Raw genomic sequence first — 16,109 nt, 5'->3', positions numbered from 1 at the left:
CCGGAGGCTTAGCGCCGATGCCGTGTCGGGGTCGTGGCCTTGCCGGAGAGTCGGCGGCTGATGAAGGCGATGACCCTCGGCAGCACGAGGGCGGTGAGAAACTTGCGGATCATGGTTGTCTCCCGAGTTGCGGCGTTCAGCGCGACGGACGCGCGAGCCAGCCCAGCGTGAAGGCGGCTGCGGCGATACCGAGCAGGGTCGAGGTGCGGTCGGCATCGGCGTAGCGGACGGCGCGACGGCTGTAATCCCGGCCGCGGCGGCGGGCCTCGCCGGCGTAACGGCGTCCATCCTGGATCAGGTCGTCGGCCCGTTCGCGTGCGGAATCGGCGAGGTGTTCGCCCTCGCGGGCGAGGTCTTCGATCCGGTCGCGGGCGCTACCGTAGGCGTACTGCGCCCCGCCGGCCACTTGGTTCGCAGCGCCGCGCACTTGGCGGACCGGGTCACCCGTGACGCCGCCGAGGGCGGTCTGGGCGCGGCCCTTGATGTGACGGGACGCGCCGCGGAACTGGTCGCGGTTCATGGCTCTCTCCGAAAAACGAGTGGAAAGGGGCGGGGCCGGCCCGGCCGGCCCCGCGTGAGGATCCGGGCAGTGATCAGTGTTTGCCGGTGACCTTGTCGGCGAGGGTCTTGGCACCGTCCTTGACGTCGCCGACCGTCTTCTGGGCTTCGCCCTTCAGCTCCTGGGCCTTGCCCTCGGCCACGAGCTTGTCGTTGCCCGTGACGTTGCCGATGCCCTGCTTGACGTTGCCGGCGGCTTCGTTGACGAGGCCCTTGATCTTGTCGGTCGTGCTGCTCATCGGATGCTCTCCTTTTGGGATTGGATTCACCGGCAGCGCCGGTCCTGGAGGCTCCCGCCAACGGCGGGAGCCGGGGGAGGGGATCAGGCGCGGCGGGCGTCGTAGGTGCCGACCAGCGTCGCGGGCTTCGGAGCGCCGAGGCGTCCGCCGAAGAAAGCGGCGAGGGCACCGAGGATCAGCGCCAGGGCGGCGTAGAAGGCACCCTGGGTGGCGGCGGACTTGGCGGCGACGGCCGCGGCCTCGGCCTTCTGCTTGGCCGTGGCGACGGCCTGCTCGTACTGCTTCTCGTAGCCGTCGATCTGCGCCTTGGCCTGGTCGGGCGCGATGCCCTGCGCCTTGGCGAGGGCGTCGGCGGCGCGGGTCTTGGCCTGCTCCTTCTGGGCCGGGTCGCCCGACAGGACGGCACGGACGGCCGCGACGGCGGCGTCACGGGCGGCCTGCGGATCCTGACCGGCGGACTGCTCGCGAACCTTCTGCTCGATGCCGTCGAGCGGGTTGGCGATCTTCGACAGCGACGGGGCCGCAGCCTGGGCCGCCGTCTGCACCGTGCCGCCGACGAGGTTGCCGGCGCCGCCGAGCGCGCCCGAAACCGTGCCGAGCGTGCCGCCAACGAGGCCGCTCGCCGCGGAGGTGATGAGGTACAGCACCACCAGCGTGGTCACCGCCCAGGCGACGAGGCCGTGCAAGGCGGCCACACCCGGCAGCGACTTGCCGGAGAGGCGCCCGGCGATGAGGCCGCCGGCCAGCGAGGCGACGATGCCGGAGACCACGAACCACAGCCCCGCACCGAGCGAGAAGGTCGAGGCGTCCGGATTGTCGGCGGCGTTGGTGCCGACGGAGGCCAAGCCGACGCCCACCCCGACGAGGTTCAGGACAACCTGGGTCACGAGGGCGGTCACGGCGCCGGCGAAGATGGCGCCCCAGGACACCTCGTTGAGCAGCACGGCCCGTGTATCGCTAGCGGCAACGGGGGATAGGCTTGTCGTCGTGGTCACGCAGTTACTCCGGTGGTCTGAGAGGTCGAAACAAAGGGAGAGGTCAGAGGCGGCTGACGAGGAGGCCCAGGCCGAAGCCGATGGCGGCGGCAACGAGAAGCGAGGTACCCGGAGCCTCGGAGACGTATCCGCCGACATCGCGGGACCCCTCGCGGATGTATCGGCGGCCCTGGCCGTAGGCGTCCTCGGCGTATTCGGAGACCTCGTCGGCGGCGTGCCGGACCGCGTCCTTGGCCTGGCCGTAGAGGTTCTCGGCGGTGCCTTGCGCTTCGCGGAAGCGACCCTCGACGGACTCATTCTTCGAGCCGGTCAGGTCGCCGACCGCGCCCTGAACCTTGCCGCCGATCTCTTTGGCGGCACCCGTCATCCTGTCCGTATCGACCATGTGATGCTCCTCCTGTTCTTGATGGGCCGGCACGGTGAGGCGCCGGATGTTGTTCGGGTCAGTCGTCGCGCGGTGCCGCCTTGGAGGGTGGCACTTGGCGTTTCTGAGCCTTGCCCTCGGCTTCGACGCGGGCATCCCCTGTCAGCTTGCCGATGGCCTCCTTCACCGAACCCTTGGTCTCGGTGGTGGAAGTCGATTTCACGCGGTCGGTCATGGGCACCTCGCGAGTGACTGGGAAAATCCCGGTCGGCTTGAGATGTCCGCTCGCGCTCGCCAATCAATAGTATCAAAATACCAGTAGAGCGGTTTTTATGTACCGGAGGCGTGGAGCGGGAAGCCGTTCTCGCGTCCCCAGATCACGGCCTCGGCCCGTTTGTGGACGCCGAGCTTGCGGTAGAGCGCGGCGCCGTGGTTCCGCACGGTGTTGCGGGAGAGGTTGAGCCGCTTGGCGATGGCTTCGTCATCGAGCCCGGTGCAGATCAGGTTCAGGATCTGGCGCTCGCGCACGGTGAGGATCGGGCTGGCGCCGTCGCCGTCGTGGCTGCTGGGCTGGCGCAGGTTGGCGAGCTTCTCGATGAGCCCGCGGCTGAACCATGAGGTGTCGGCCATCACCGCCTCGATGGCCTCGAACAGTTCGCGCTCGCCGCGCTTGCGCTCGGTGATGTCCTGCAGGACGAGCAGGGCGAAGGTCTCCTCGCCGATCTCGACGCGCTCGGCGGAGATGAGGCAGTCGAGTTCCGACCCATCTTGGTGGCGCAGGCAGACCTCCTGGCCGGGGACGAAACCGGTGCGGCCGACCGCCTCCTCGAACCGCTCGCGGGCTCCTTCCGCAACCCACAGCCCGGTCTCGGAGGGTGAGCGCCCGACCACGCTGTCCTCGCCGTAGCCGAAGACGCGGGTGAACGCGTCGTTGACGCCCGTCACCGTGAAGCCGTCCAGCCGCGCCAGCAGCGTTGGCACCGGGGTCAGCCGGAACGCCGTGGCGAAGCGCTCCTCGCTTTGCCGGAGCGCGGTCTCGGCCTTCCGGCGCAGTTCGAGGTCGGCGAAGGTGAACAGCATGCAGGGCTCTTCGCCCATCTCGATGGGCTGGCCGGCGACGATGACGAAGCGCGACCCGCCATCCGGCAGGTCGAGGCAGGCTTCCATCTGCGGGACAGTGCCGCCCTCGTTCAGACGCGACACGGCGAGGTCGCGGTTGCGGGCCCCGGCCAGAACATCGACCTCGTAGACGCTGCGCCCGATGACGGCATCGCGGACATAGCCGGTCATCTCCAGGAAGCCCGCGTTCACCTTGACGTGGCGCAGGTCGGACAGCCGGGTGATGATCGCGGGCGCCGGGTTTGCGTTGAAGGTCTTCTCGAAGCGCTCCTCGGCCTCAAACTGGTCCGACACGTCCTTGAGGATGAGGGCGAGGCAGCTCGGCTCGCCGTCGCGGTCGGTGGCGACGAGGCTGCGGAGCGAGTGGACGAAGTAGACGTCCGGGCGGTCGGGCCGCCGGACCTCGACGACGACGTCGTGGAAACGCTCGCCGGCGACCACCCGCTCGATCGGATATTGCTCGGGCGCCCGGTTGTTGCGGTAGCGCAGGGCAAAACGCTCGCGGTAGGCATCGACGGTGGCGCCCAGCGCGTCGAGGGTCTCGACGCCGTGCATGGCGAGCGCGGCCTCGTTGGCGTAGGCGATGCTCTGGTCGGGCTCGACCAGGATCACGCCCTCGCTCAGGCCGGCGATGATCTGCCGAAGCTCATGCCTGTCGACATCCGCCGTCACGCCCGCGTCGCTCCCTCTCGTGCCACGCTGCCAGATCGGCAGCCGTGCTCAAACGGATTGCGCGCAAAGGAGTTCCGGTGCGTATTTGGTAATTCGGGATCATGGGGCTGATCCGTGTGGACCGGACCGTTCGTTCGCGGACGTCAGGCGAAAGCGGCGTCGCTCGCTTCTGCCGAGCTTGAGCCCCGCGAGGCCGATCTGCGACGCTATTCCGCGCTCAGATCCCAATTCCGAAAGACCTGTATTCTCACAAGGCCTCGGTCAAAGGCGATCGCATCGAAGGTCAGAAAAACATTCGTCCATCAGACATGCCGTCATGTCTCTCGTGGGAGCGTTCAAGCGCCAAGTCGCTTCGACAACGCGTCGGCGGTACGCCGCAGCTCCTGGCCCAACCGGTCCAAGACATCCGGCAAGGCTTCACTCTCGATCAAGCTGATCGCGATGCCGCCGATGGAGCGACCTGAGAATTCTCTGATCGCCGCGCCCAAACAGATCATCCCTTCGCGGATCTGCCCATCGTCGATGGAATACCCCCGCTTCCTGATCTCCTTCAATTCTTCCTTCAGCGCCGCAAGGTTCTTGACGCTGGAGCGCGTCATCGGTTCGGGCCAGTCATCTCCGAACATGTCCTCAAGCCTGTGAGGCGGAACCGTTTCGAGTTGAGCCTTTCCCGTCGCGGTAAAGACGGCCGGCAGGCGCATGCCGATGCGGAAGGTGAAGCCAAGCGGCTTCGTGCTGTTTTGACAGCCGAGATAAGTCACATCCGTTCCATCGAGGACCGTAAGAGTCACCGTATGCTCAGAGAGAGCTGAGTTTTCCGCGAAGTGATTCTGGAATTCCCGAACGATATTCTGCTGAGCCAGGAACCCGCTCGCCCATTGCATGATATGCGATCCCGGCCGGTAAGCGCCCTCCTGTGATCGGGCGAGAAGCCCCAGTTCGACCATGGCCGATAAAAGACCATGCGCCGTACTTTTCGGGATCGCCATCAGGCGAGCGAGATCGGCCGCGTTCGGTGCGCTCTCGGCTGAACTCACGAAATCCAAGATCCGGACCGCCCGTCGCAGAGCGGGAACAGTCTCCGCGCCGCTCTCTCCCATGATGCCGTTCATGCGTGACTGCCTTGACGTGCCAAACGCCGTGGGACTAAGTTCAATTAAGAGAATACAGTTCAATTAGCTGAACCGCAAGCCGCTAGGAGGCTTTTCATGCGCCTGAATGCCCCTGATCTCCTGCGGCAGGCATGCCTCGTCGATGGCGCTTGGCTGGCTGCTGCCGACCGTTCGGTCATTCCGGTTCATAACCCCGCCGATCAATCCCACATCGCCGATGTGCCATCGCTGGACGCGAACGTCATCGAGCAGGCGATCGACGCCGCAGACCGTGCCTTCCGGACTTGGTCGAAGACGGCCGCTCGCGATCGCTCCGCGATCCTGCGCACGTGGTTCACCTTGATCTTGGAGAACGCCGACGATCTCGCGGCGATCATGACGGCCGAACAGGGCAAGCCGCTGGCCGAAGCCCGCGGCGAGGTCGTCTATGCCGCCTCCTTCATCGAGTGGTTCGCCGAGGAAGCCAAGCGCGTCTACGGCGATGTCATCCCCGCCCCGCAGGCCGACAAGCGCATTCTCGTTCTGAAGCAACCGGTCGGTGTCTGTGCTGCGATCACGCCCTGGAACTTCCCGGCCGCGATGATCACCCGCAAGGCGGCCCCCGCGCTCGCGGCTGGCTGCACCATCATCGTGAAGCCGGCGGATCAGACCCCTCTGACCGCTCTCGCCCTGGCCGACCTCGCCGTCCAGGCGGGTGTTCCGGCGGGCGTCCTGCAAATCGTCACCGGCCCGGCAAAGACCGTCGGCGAGGTGCTGACGAAGAGCGAGCGGGTGCGCAAGCTCTCCTTCACGGGCTCGACCGGCGTGGGCCGTCTGCTCATGGCACAGTGCGCGCCGACCATTAAACGGCTGTCTCTCGAACTCGGCGGCAACGCCCCATTCATCGTGTTCGACGATGCCGACCTTGATGCCGCCGTCGACGGTGCCATGGCCGCCAAGTTCCGCAATGCGGGGCAAACCTGTGTGTGTGCGAACCGGATCTATGTGCAATCCGGCATCTACGAAACCTTTGCGCGGCGCCTTGCCGACCGCGTCGCCGGCCTCAAGGTCGGTGCCGGTACGGAAGAGGATGTCCAGATCGGGCCGTTGATCGACGAGGCCGCAATTCGCAAGGTCGAGAGCCACGTTGCCGATGCGCTGGGCAGCGGCGCGCGCTGCCTTGTCGGCGGGCAGCGTCATGCCAGCGGCGCGTCGTTCTATGCGCCGACCGTCCTCGCCGATGTCAAGCAGGCCATGCGGATTGCCCGTGAAGAGACCTTCGGGCCGGTTGCACCCCTGTTCCGGTTCGAAACCGAGGAAGAGGTCGTGCAGATGGCCAACGATACGGAGTTCGGCCTGGCGGCCTACTTCTACACCGAGAGCCATCGTCGCGCTTGGCGGGTGGCCGAAGCGCTGGAATACGGCATCGTGGGGCACAATTCCGGGCTGATCTCGAACGAAGTCGCGCCGTTCGGCGGAATGAAGCAGTCGGGTCTCGGGCGAGAGGGATCGAAGTACGGAATCGAAGAATATATCGAGACGAAGTACGTGTGCTCATCGATCGCTTGAACGACCGTCACCAATCGCTTCCTTGCGGGAAAGTCCGGTCATGCAGGCCTTTGATTTCCAGACCGTTCCCGCAATCCAGCTCGAATGGTCCGGCGCCGGACGGATCGGCGAACGTCTGGCTTCGCGCTTCCCGCAGCGCAAGCTGCTCCTGGTCACGGATGCCGGCCTGGTCAAAGCGGGCTTGATCGAACCCGTTCTCGGCAACCTGCAGGACAACGGCTTCAGCGTCACGATCTTCGACGCGGTCGTTGCCGATCCGCCCGAGGGCGTGTTGCAGGCCTGCGTTGACAGCGCACGGCAGAAGAGCGCCGATATCGTTCTCGGCTTGGGCGGCGGCTCATCCTTGGATGTCGCCAAGCTGGCCGCCGTATTGCTGGACAGTGCGGGGCAATCGCTGTCCGACATGTACGGGATCGGTAAGGTCGAGGGCGCTCGGCTACCCCTTGCCCTGGTGCCGACAACCGCGGGAACCGGTTCGGAAGTTACGAACATCGCCATCATCACGACCGGTGAGGCCACGAAGATGGGTGTGGTCTCCCCCCAACTCTACGCGGATTACGTGCTGCTCGATGCCGAGCTGACCGTAGGTCTGCCGCCAATCCATACGGCGGCAACCGGCATCGATGCGATGGTGCACGCGGTCGAGGCCTATACCGGCCGGCTCCGGAAAAATCCGCTGTCGGACGCGCTGGCTCGCGAAGCGCTCCGTCTCCTGGCCGCCAATCTCGTGCAGGCCTGCCGTGACGGCAGTGACCGCGCAGCGCGCGAGGGTATGCTGCTTGGGGCGACGCTGGCGGGACAGGCCTTCTCGAACGCGCCTGTGGCGGCGGTGCATGCCCTGGCCTACCCTTTGGGCGGTCACTACCACATCCCCCACGGCCTTTCGAACGCGCTGATGCTCGGGCCGGTGCTGCGGTTCAACGCGAAGGCCGCCGCACCCCTCTATGCCGAGCTGGCCGATGTGATCGGGGCGCCTGCGCAAGCGCCCAACCGCGCGCAGGACTTCGTCGATGCCATGCAGGCTCTGATGGACGAAAGCGGTGCCCCGCGCCGCCTGCGTGACGCCGGGGTCGAAGAGGAGAGGCTCCCGCTCCTGGCCTCCGACGCCATGAAGCAGACGCGCCTCCTGATGAACAACCCGGTCGCTATCACGGAAGCGGACGCCCTTCGCCTGTACAGGGAGGCTTTCTGAGTGGCCTGCTGCCGGTTTCACGGACACCCAGTTTAGGTGTGATGATGAAGCCGGAGGTGCTCCATGCAGCGTCGCAAGTTCGGACGTGAGTTCAAGATCGAGTTGGCCTGCTGCCGGTTTCACGGACACCCAGTTTAGGTGTGATGATGAAGCCGGAGGTGCTCCATGCAGCGTCGCAAGTTCGGACGTGAGTTCAAGATCGAGGSGGTTCGACTGGTTCGGGAACGTGGTGTCAGTATTGCGCAGGCGGCGCGCGACCTCGACGTTCACGAGACGATGCTGCACCGGTGGGTGAAGCAGGCGGCGGCCGATCCCCGACACGCTTTTCCCGGTCAGGGGCAGATGAAGCTCGAGCAGATCGAGATCGACCGGCTGCGCAGGGAGGTCGCTCGTCTGAAGGCGGAGCGTGATATCCTAAAAAAGGCCGCCGCATACTTTGCGAGGGACGCGATATGAAGTTCGCSTTCATCGCAAAGCATCGTCCCGTCTGGCCAGTTGCCTGGATGTGCACGGCGCTGGGTGTCTCGCGCTCCGGCTTCCACGCGTGGCTCACTCGGCAGCCCAGCCAACRCACACGTGACGACGAAGCTATCCTGGGCAAGGCCCACGCGAGCTTCGTRGCCAGCGACCGCACCTACGGCGCAAGGCGCGTCTGGCGCGACGTGCTCGCCGAGGGCGTCGCGTGCGGGCTGCACCGCATCGAGCGGATCATGCGCGAGAAYGCCYTGCGGGCACGGCCGCGCCGACGGGGGATGCCGAAGGACGARGGWGAGCGGGCTGCCACTTCGCCCAATCTTCTGGATCGGCGGTTCGCGGCCGACGCCCCAAACCGGAAGTGGATCGCCGACTTCACGTATCTCTGGACCGCCGAGGGCTGGCTCTACGTCGCCGCCGTCATCGATCTGTTCTCGCGCCGTGTCGTGGGCTGGTCGATGCAGGCCAGCATGACGGCTCAACTCGTCACGGATGCGCTCGTCATGGCGATCTGGCGCAGGGGCAAGCCGGATGCCTTGCTGCATCACTCGGACCAGGGCTCGCAATACACGAGTGAAGCCTTCCAGCGTCAGATGGCCGAGCACGGCGTGACCTGCTCGATGAGTCGGTCSGGCAACGTCTGGGACAACGCGGCGATGGAGAGCTTCTTCTCCTCGCTGAAGACCGAGCGCACGGCTCGACGGACCWACCGGACGCGGGATGAAGCCCGTGCCGACGTGTTCGATTACATCGAGCGCTTCTACAACCCGGCGCGGCGGCACTCGACCCTGGGCTACCTCAGCCCTGTCGAGTTCGAAAACCGTGCTCAATTAGCTTAGGACCGTGTCCACCAAACCGGCAGCAGGCCANGCGGCGGCACTCGACCCTGGGCTACCTCAGCCCTGTCGAGTTCGAAAACCGTGCTCAATTAGCTTAGGACCGTGTCCACCAAACCGGCAGCAGGCCAACGGCATCACCCCGGGCCTGAGCTACGCGGTGGCGAGCGACGCGGCACTGAAGTCCAAGCGCGCCCTGCTCGCCGACTACGCCGCCCGCCTCGCCAAGGCCCGAGCCTGGGCGCTGACCGATCCGGCGCCCTACGCGTCCGCATGGTCGCGGCTGATCGGCCTGCCCGAGGCTGTGCCTCTGCGCTGGTTCGGGCGGGCTCGATATCGCACCGTACCGATCGATGAGGCCGTGATCGCCGACGAGCAGCGCATCATCGACCTCTATGTGCGGGCCGGGCTGATCCCGGCGGCGCGGGCTCCGCGCGCCGAGGCGATCCTCGATACTGGGTTTTCGGACGCTCTCGCCGTCGTGCGGTGATCGCGGCGACAAAGGATTTTGTGAACATGCACGACATCGGCGACGGCCACACCCACGACCATGAGCCTCACGACCATGAGCCTCACAATCATGACCACGACGAAGGCGCCGCCGCGCGCTGGAAACACGACGGCGTGCGGGTGATCCCCGGCGACCGGCTCGACCCCAACACCGCCCAGACGCCCGGCATGTTCCGGCAGGCGGCGGTCAACGCCGCCCGCGTCGGCGCGCAGAAGATCTGGGCCGGCACGGTCGCGATCGCACCCGACGCCAAGACCGGCGTGCATCATCACGGCGCGCTGGAGAGCGTGATCTACATCGTCTCCGGGCGCGCCCGGATGCGCTGGGGCGAGCGCCTCGAATACGTGGCGGAGGCCGGGCCCGGCGACTTCATCTTCGTGCCGCCCTACGTGCCGCACCAGGAGATCAACGCCTCGACAGACGCGCCCCTGCATTGCGTGCTGGTGCGCTCCGACAACGAGGCGGTGGTGGTCAACCTACCCGATGTCGATGCGGCCGAGCGGCCCGAGACCGTCTACTGGGTCGATCCGATCCATAAGCACCCATGAGGCGGTTGGCCGATGGTTCTGCCGGCCATTCACAACTGACGCCGGATGAGCAGCGCGCCCCAGGCGGCTATGTGCGCTTCGCCGTCGGGCTGAAGCGCGTCGACGATCTCCGAACCGACCTCAATCGAGCGCTCGCCGCCGGACGGCGGCTGGATCGCTGCGCGCCGTGCCGCTGTTCAGCCGCCTGGGCGATGCCGAACTCGCCGCGCTCGCGGACAAGTGCACGCAGAGCCAGCACAAGGCCGGCGACGTCATCGCCGAGGAGGGCTCATCCGGCCGCAGCCTTGTGATCGTGGCCGACGGCACCGTCGAATTGACCCTGTCGGGCCCCTACAAGGGCCGGCTGCGCCAGGGGCTCGCCACGCGCGGCGACTATTTCGGCGACGACGCTCTCGCCGGCGAGGCCGGTCCGGCGCCTGCGGTGAAGGCGCTCTCGGCGGTGACGCTGCTGACCCTCGACCGCGCGGCGATCGAGGATGACGGTATCCGCTCGCGCATCGGGCAGTACCAGGAGGAGCGTGGCCGTCTCAAAGGCCACACCAACTCCCACGGCGAACAGGGCATCGAACTCTTGGCAGTCCATGCCGGCGAGCCGCGCCTGCCGACAACCTTCGTCGATTACGAGATCGATCCGCGCGAGTACCACCTCTCGACGATCCAAACGATCCTCAACACCCACACCCGCGTCACCGATCTCTACTCCAACGAGATCGACCAGCTGCGCGAGCAGATCCGCCTCACGGTCGATGCCGTGAAGGAGCGCGAGGAGTGGGAGCTGCTCAACAACTCGCAGTTCGGCCTGCTCGGCGAGGTCGCCGGCCGCCAGCGCATCCCGACCCGTTCGGGACCGCCGACCCCGGACGATCTCGACGAGCTGCTCACCCTCGTCTGGAAGAAACCCGCCTTCTTCGTGGCCCATCCCCGCGCCATCGCCGCCTTTGGCCGCGAGGCCACGCGCCGCGGCGTGCCACCGGTCGTCGTTCACCTGTTCGGCGCGCCCTTCATCACCTGGCGCGGCGTGCCGCTGGTCCCCAGCGACAAGCTGCCGATCGACACCGATCCGGTCACCGGCGCGCAGACCACCTCGATCCTGCTCCTGCGCGTCGGCGAGGGCGAGCAGGGCGTGGTCGGCCTGCAGAAGTCGGGCGTCACCGGTGAGATCGAGCCCGGCTTGTCGGTGCGCTACATGGGCACCAACGACCACTCCATCGCCTCGCATCTCGTGACCCGCTACTTCTCGGCCGCCGTGCTGGTCGAGGATGCGATCGCCCGTCTCGATAACGTGCTGCTGGGCAACTATCATGACTACGCCTGACGCACCTGCTCTCGGTCTTCCGACCGGCAGCGCGGGCGATCTGGCGCATGCCGATCTCGTCGGGCGCCTTGCCCGCGAGTCCTACGGCCAGGGACAGGCGGCCAGCGCGCCGTTCCAGCCCCACCTGCCGCAGACGCCTCAAATCTCCCAGGCGCTTGAGAGTCTGCCCACCGGTTCCGGGCAGCCCGCGCTGCCCGGCGCCACGCTCGGCACCCCGTCCGCGCCCGCGGGCGCGCTGCCGACGGGGTTCCAGCCCGACGTGACGGCGCTCGCCACGCGTTCCTTCGGCGCGCCGCCGGTCGGCCTGCCGGGCCTGACCGGTCCGGCCCATGCCAGCCCGGTCGGCGCAACGCCCGCGCCGTCGAGCGCGAATCTGTTCGACGTGTCGGCGATCCCCTCGGTGCATCCGCTCGCGTCGCAGAGCCGGTTGCAGGAGTTCTTCGTGCCGACCGTGCCTGAGGTCGCGGCCCAGATCCCCGGCGGTCATGACCTGCACCGCCAGATCGCGGCAGACCATCCCCGCGCCAAAGGCTTCGCCCACGCGGTGGCACCCCACCTCGTGCCGCGCGATCCCGGCACGCCCAGCGGAGACACCGCGCAGGAGCATTTTTCGCGCGCCGGCCAACTCCCGCATCCGAGCGGGTCCGCCTCCGACAACACGGGCGATTACTACTTCCTGAGCCCGGCCCCGCCGCCCGCGAGGGGCAAGAAGGCCGCCGCCCAGCCGCGGGTCGAGCCCGCGCGCCACGTGGGGCCCGCCCCGCGGGTGACCTCGCACGGTTCGGTTCTGGCCGGCGCCCCCTTCGATGTCGAGTCCGTGCGGAAGGACTTCCCGGCGCTGCACCAGAGCGTGAACGGGCATCGGCTCGTCTGGCTCGACAACGCGGCCACCACCCACAAGCCGCAGAGCGTGATCGACGCCACAGCTGAGTTCTACGGTCGCCATAACTCGAACATCCACCGGGCCGCGCACACACTTGCCGCGCGCTCGACGGATCTGTTCGAGGGCGGTCGCGAGAAGACCCGCCGTTTCCTCAACGCGCCGAGCAAGGACGACATCGTCTTCCTGCGCGGCACCACGGAGGCGATCAACCTCGTCGCCAACTCCTACGGCCGGGCGAATATCGGCCCGGGCGACGAGATCATCGTCTCGACCATCGAGCACCACGCCAATATCGTGCCCTGGCAATTGCTGGCACAGGCGACCGGCGCGACGATCCGGGTGATCCCGGTCAACGACCGCGGCGAGATCATCTTCGAGCAGTACGCCGCGCTGCTCTCGGGCCGCACCAAGCTCGTCTCGGTGACGCATGTCGCCAACGCGCTCGGCACGGTGAACCCGATCCGGGAGATCATCGCGCTCGCCCACGCCTACGGCGCGCCGGTGCTGGTCGATGCCGCGCAATCGACCCCGCACATCCCGATCGACGTGCAGGCGCTCGACGCCGATTTCCTGGTCTTCTCCGGACACAAGGTGTTCGGGCCGACCGGCATCGGCGCCCTGTATGGGAAGCGGCACCTCTTGGAGGCGATGCCGCCGTGGCAGGGCGGCGGCCACATGATCGAGGACGTCACGTTCTCGAAGACCGTCTACAAAGGCGCACCGGAAAAGTTCGAGGCGGGCACGCCGGACATCGCGGGCGCGGTCGGCCTCGGTGCGGCGCTCGACTACTTGGAGAGCGTCGGCCTGCCGGCGATCGCCGCCTACGAGCACGACCTGCTCGAATACGCGCAGGAAAGCTTGGCCGATGTGAAGGGCCTGCACCTGATCGGCACCGCGCTCAACAAGGCGAGCGTCATGTCGTTCACGGTCGAGGGTCTGAGCAACGAGGCCGTCGCCCACCACCTCGATTCCCTCGGAATTGCGGTACGCTCCGGCCACCACTGCGCCCTGCCGGCGCTGCGCCGCTTCGGTGTCGATCAGTCGGTACGCGCCTCGCTGGCCTTCTACAACACGCGGCAGGACATCGACCTCTTCCTACGCGGGCTGCACACCTTGCCGCGGCACTGACCTACGCGTTCAAGCGCCCAATCGGGCGGGGCTGTCGAGACAGCCTCGCCCGTTCGCTATTGTAGATCTGCGACGATGAAAGGCACATCGATACGGTGCTCGCTTTGTTTTCAATAGCCAACGGAAATGGTCACGTTCGCGTTCTGCAAATGACAGGTTGATAGGCAAAACGATGGGATCGCTACGCTATTGTAAAATATCTAAATTATCACGGAAGTATTTTTTACGTATTTTCGATATATTATGGCGAGATCTATCGATGGGCCTCCTTTCTGCTGCGGGCAGCAGAATATGATGGGACATCAGCAAGTCGAGCAGGGTGCTCTGTTCTAGGCGTTCTCGCTCGACACCCACGGTCCCGCCAACCATTTCCTGCGCTCCATCGACCGCTTCGTCGATCTCACCGGCCTGCGCCAGGAGTTGGCCCCGTTCTACGCCTCCACGGGCCGCCCCTCGGTTGATCTTGAGCTGATGATCCGTATGCTGCTCATCGGCTACGGCCTCCGCATCCGCTCGATCAACGGTTCCAACTCGGACCACTGCGCATCCGACGGCATCCCGTCTCCCCGTTCAAAAGAGAAAACGTCAGCCGCCGCGATCCGTTCAGACGACAACAGGCCCTAGCCTCGGTCCTCGATGAAGAATGGGCAAAACGGCTGATTATCCGAACGAAAAAAGCATAGGCTCTCACGCCTGCATCTTGGAAGTGGATCTCGAAAGTGCGTTCCTCGACTGGGCTAGATTGTCGGACCAGTTGGTAGAGCCGCGTCTCCCTCACGATGCCATCGCCGTCCGGCGTGATGTCGCTTCCGTGGTCCGTCCCCGGCGGCTGCCCGGCGAGTGCCACCCGGAAGCGAACGGGGCGTCCGTCCGCCCTTGGACCGAGGACCAGATGAAGGTCGCGTGCCCGGAACCGGTAGGTGATCCCGCCACCCTCACGATCGAGACGGACGGCGTCCGGGCCGAACGACCAGTTGCCGGAGAGTGACCACTGGTTGAGCCTCGGCCCAGCGGGCGAGTAGGTCTGCGTCCTGCGGGAGAGCCCTTCGGGCGAGACGAAACCCTCCGTCTTGTCCGCGCCGAGATAGGTCTCGCCTGAGCGGAGCTGTCCTGGGTCGGCGGGTATTTCCGTGCCTTCGGGTTGCGGAAGGGTGACGCTCGCCTCAGCAGTGCGCCGCCCTGCCCCCTCCGCCAGGAGGTCCTGGATGGCGGCCTCCGACTGCGCCTCGCCGCCCTCGCCGAATTGATGGCGGCGGACCCGCCCTTCAGCATCGACGATGTAGAGAGCCGGCCAGTAGGTGTTGCGTAGCGCGCGCCAGATGCGGAAATCGTTGTCGACGGCGATGGGGTACGGCAGCGCGAAGCGGCGCACGGCGCTCCTCACGTTGTCGATATCGCGCTCGAAAGCGAATTCGGGCGCATGGACGCCGATCACCGCCAGTCCCTGGTCGCGGTAGCGCGCCTCCCAGGCCCGTAGGTAAGGCAGCGTGCGGATGCAGTTGATGCAGGAATAGGTCCAGACATGGACGAGCAGCACCTTGCCCCGGAACGGCTCGTTCGCCGGCGGTCCAGCGTTGAGCAAATGGGAGGCACCTTGGAGGCTCGGCAGGCGCCCTTCGACCGGTAGGCTGCTGCGAGAGAGGCCGGCCGCCGGCGCGGGCTGGGCGGGTTCGAGGTGCAGCGCCGCGCCGAGGGCGGCTTCAACCCGCGTGACCTGCAGCGAGGGGAGCGACGCCAGAAGGTCCGCGTCGAATCCGACGGCGATCGCGGCAACCACAGCGATCATCGCAGCCCCTCCGATTCGGCGCACTTGCTCCGAGAATGCGAGGCCGCCCCGCAGATGCGCATAGAGCGATCCGCCGGCTACAACGGCCGCCGCCAGGGACGTGGCGGCGCCGGCTGCGTAAGCCACGAGGAGACCTGTCGTCTCAGGGCTGGGGCCGCTCAGGGCCGCACCGGTCAGCACGAGGCCGAGGATCGGTCCGGCGCAAGGCGTCCAGAGCAGGCCAGTGGCCGCGCCAAGGCCCAGGGAACTCAAGACGCCGGTCGAGCCACGTCTATCGATGCGGCGCGCGAGGGCTTCCCCGAGCCACACCGAAGGAACGGAGATCAACGCTGCGACGCGCTGCGCCATCAGGGCGACCGCGAAGACGCTGAGCAAGACAAGCGCGGCGATGTGGGCCGCCGCGCTCAGACGCACGACCCAGCTGCCGCCGACGGCCGCGAGCGACGCCGCAGCCGCGAAGGCTGCGACCAACCCGGTCAGGAACGGCAGCGTGCTTGACACGAAGGATCGATCCGCCCGAGCGAACACGAACGGAAGGATGGGAAGAATGCAGGGACTGACGATGGTCAGCATCCCGGCGAGGAAGGCAGCAAGGTACAAGGTCATGGCGGCTCGCTCCGGCGCCCTTTTGTCCCTCGTTGCTTCACCAGCCTCTCGTCTCCCCCGTGTCTGCAGATCTGCCGATCTTGTATCGCCCTGTAGGGAGTAGATCCCTCTGGAACTCTGCCATGCTCGCGGAAGCCCAGCACGACGGTCACGCCGGGCCAGGCACAGGCCGCCGCGCCACTACACTGTGTTACGAAGACCGGCTCGCCTGCCCGCGCCCATC

Annotated in this window: 14 protein-coding genes and 2 pseudogenes; 8 read left to right on the top strand and 8 right to left on the bottom strand. The window is 66.7% G+C overall.

Translation table 11 applies throughout. The features are described from left to right. Window positions 1-136 precede the first annotated feature (136 nt). From ASF53_RS06400 to ASF53_RS06375, 7 genes are all read right to left on the bottom strand, one after another. Window positions 137-520, bottom strand: coding sequence for a CsbD family protein (locus tag ASF53_RS06400; RefSeq protein ID WP_056195651.1), 384 nt, complete (start codon window positions 518-520; stop codon window positions 137-139). A 73-nt stretch (window positions 521-593) separates the two neighbouring features. After that, window positions 594-797 carry a CsbD family protein gene (locus tag ASF53_RS06395; protein ID WP_056195648.1) on the bottom strand — a complete coding sequence of 68 codons (204 nt, stop codon included), beginning with the start codon at window positions 795-797 and terminating at the stop codon, window positions 594-596. An 83-nt stretch (window positions 798-880) separates the two neighbouring features. Then, a complete protein-coding gene (locus ASF53_RS06390) occupies window positions 881-1,792 on the bottom strand; it encodes a hypothetical protein (RefSeq protein WP_056195645.1) in 912 nt (303 codons plus the stop codon). Between the two features lie 43 nt (window positions 1,793-1,835). Continuing rightward, on the bottom strand, window positions 1,836-2,177 hold the full coding sequence (locus ASF53_RS06385) for a CsbD family protein (RefSeq protein WP_056195642.1): 342 nt from the start codon (window positions 2,175-2,177) through the stop codon (window positions 1,836-1,838). 58 nt (window positions 2,178-2,235) lie between these two features. Next, a complete protein-coding gene (locus tag ASF53_RS24755) occupies window positions 2,236-2,391 on the bottom strand; it encodes a CsbD family protein (protein ID WP_082482510.1) in 156 nt (51 codons plus the stop codon). 95 nt (window positions 2,392-2,486) lie between these two features. Beyond that, entirely contained in the window at window positions 2,487-3,947 is a 1,461-nt protein-coding gene (locus tag ASF53_RS06380; protein WP_056195638.1) for a helix-turn-helix transcriptional regulator, read from the bottom strand. A 335-nt stretch (window positions 3,948-4,282) separates the two neighbouring features. Further along, the gene (locus tag ASF53_RS06375) at window positions 4,283-5,059 is read right to left on the bottom strand and encodes an IclR family transcriptional regulator (protein ID WP_056195635.1); all 777 of its coding nucleotides are present in this window, start codon (window positions 5,057-5,059) and stop codon (window positions 4,283-4,285) included. Window positions 5,060-5,155: 96 nt separating this feature from the next. Here ASF53_RS06375 and ASF53_RS06370 point away from each other — a divergent pair, with 96 nt between their 5' ends. The 8 genes and pseudogenes from ASF53_RS06370 to ASF53_RS24750 form a co-directional block, all read left to right on the top strand. Then, window positions 5,156-6,607, top strand: coding sequence for an NAD-dependent succinate-semialdehyde dehydrogenase (locus ASF53_RS06370; RefSeq protein WP_056195630.1), 1,452 nt, complete (start codon window positions 5,156-5,158; stop codon window positions 6,605-6,607). Window positions 6,608-6,647: 40 nt separating this feature from the next. Next, on the top strand, window positions 6,648-7,799 hold the full coding sequence (locus ASF53_RS06365; RefSeq protein WP_056195626.1) for an iron-containing alcohol dehydrogenase: 1,152 nt from the start codon (window positions 6,648-6,650) through the stop codon (window positions 7,797-7,799). A 165-nt stretch (window positions 7,800-7,964) separates the two neighbouring features. Beyond that, a protein-coding gene (locus tag ASF53_RS06355) for an IS3 family transposase (RefSeq protein ID WP_156635407.1) occupies window positions 7,965-9,112 on the top strand; the annotation gives its coding sequence in 2 pieces (ribosomal slippage) (window positions 7,965-8,214 and window positions 8,214-9,112; 1,149 coding nt in all). Between the two features lie 118 nt (window positions 9,113-9,230). Further along, window positions 9,231-9,599: pseudogene (locus ASF53_RS06350) on the top strand (type 2 periplasmic-binding domain-containing protein); the annotation flags it as partial. 26 nt (window positions 9,600-9,625) lie between these two features. Then, on the top strand, window positions 9,626-10,168 hold the full coding sequence (locus tag ASF53_RS06345) for a cupin domain-containing protein (RefSeq protein ID WP_056196000.1): 543 nt from the start codon (window positions 9,626-9,628) through the stop codon (window positions 10,166-10,168). A gap of 166 nt (window positions 10,169-10,334) precedes the next feature. Then, the gene (locus ASF53_RS06340; protein ID WP_286134175.1) at window positions 10,335-11,483 is read left to right on the top strand and encodes a family 2B encapsulin nanocompartment shell protein; all 1,149 of its coding nucleotides are present in this window, start codon (window positions 10,335-10,337) and stop codon (window positions 11,481-11,483) included. Further along, window positions 11,470-13,494 carry a family 2A encapsulin nanocompartment cargo protein cysteine desulfurase gene (locus ASF53_RS06335; protein ID WP_056195615.1) on the top strand — a complete coding sequence of 675 codons (2,025 nt, stop codon included), beginning with the start codon at window positions 11,470-11,472 and terminating at the stop codon, window positions 13,492-13,494. Before ASF53_RS06340 ends, ASF53_RS06335 begins: the two co-directional genes overlap by 14 nt. Window positions 13,495-13,785: 291 nt before the next feature. Further along, a pseudogene (locus tag ASF53_RS24750) lies at window positions 13,786-14,010 on the top strand (transposase); the annotation flags it as partial. A 1-nt stretch (window position 14,011) separates the two neighbouring features. Here ASF53_RS24750 and ASF53_RS06330 read toward each other — a convergent pair. Next, the gene (locus ASF53_RS06330; protein WP_286134174.1) at window positions 14,012-15,886 is read right to left on the bottom strand and encodes a redoxin domain-containing protein; all 1,875 of its coding nucleotides are present in this window, start codon (window positions 15,884-15,886) and stop codon (window positions 14,012-14,014) included. Between the last annotated feature and the right edge of the window lie 223 nt (window positions 15,887-16,109).

It is taken from the genome of Methylobacterium sp. Leaf123 (genome assembly GCF_001423405.1).
Lineage (GTDB): Bacteria > Pseudomonadota > Alphaproteobacteria > Rhizobiales > Beijerinckiaceae > Methylobacterium.
Note: the sequence above shows the minus strand (reverse complement) of the source record. Positions and strands in the feature narration are given on the sequence as shown.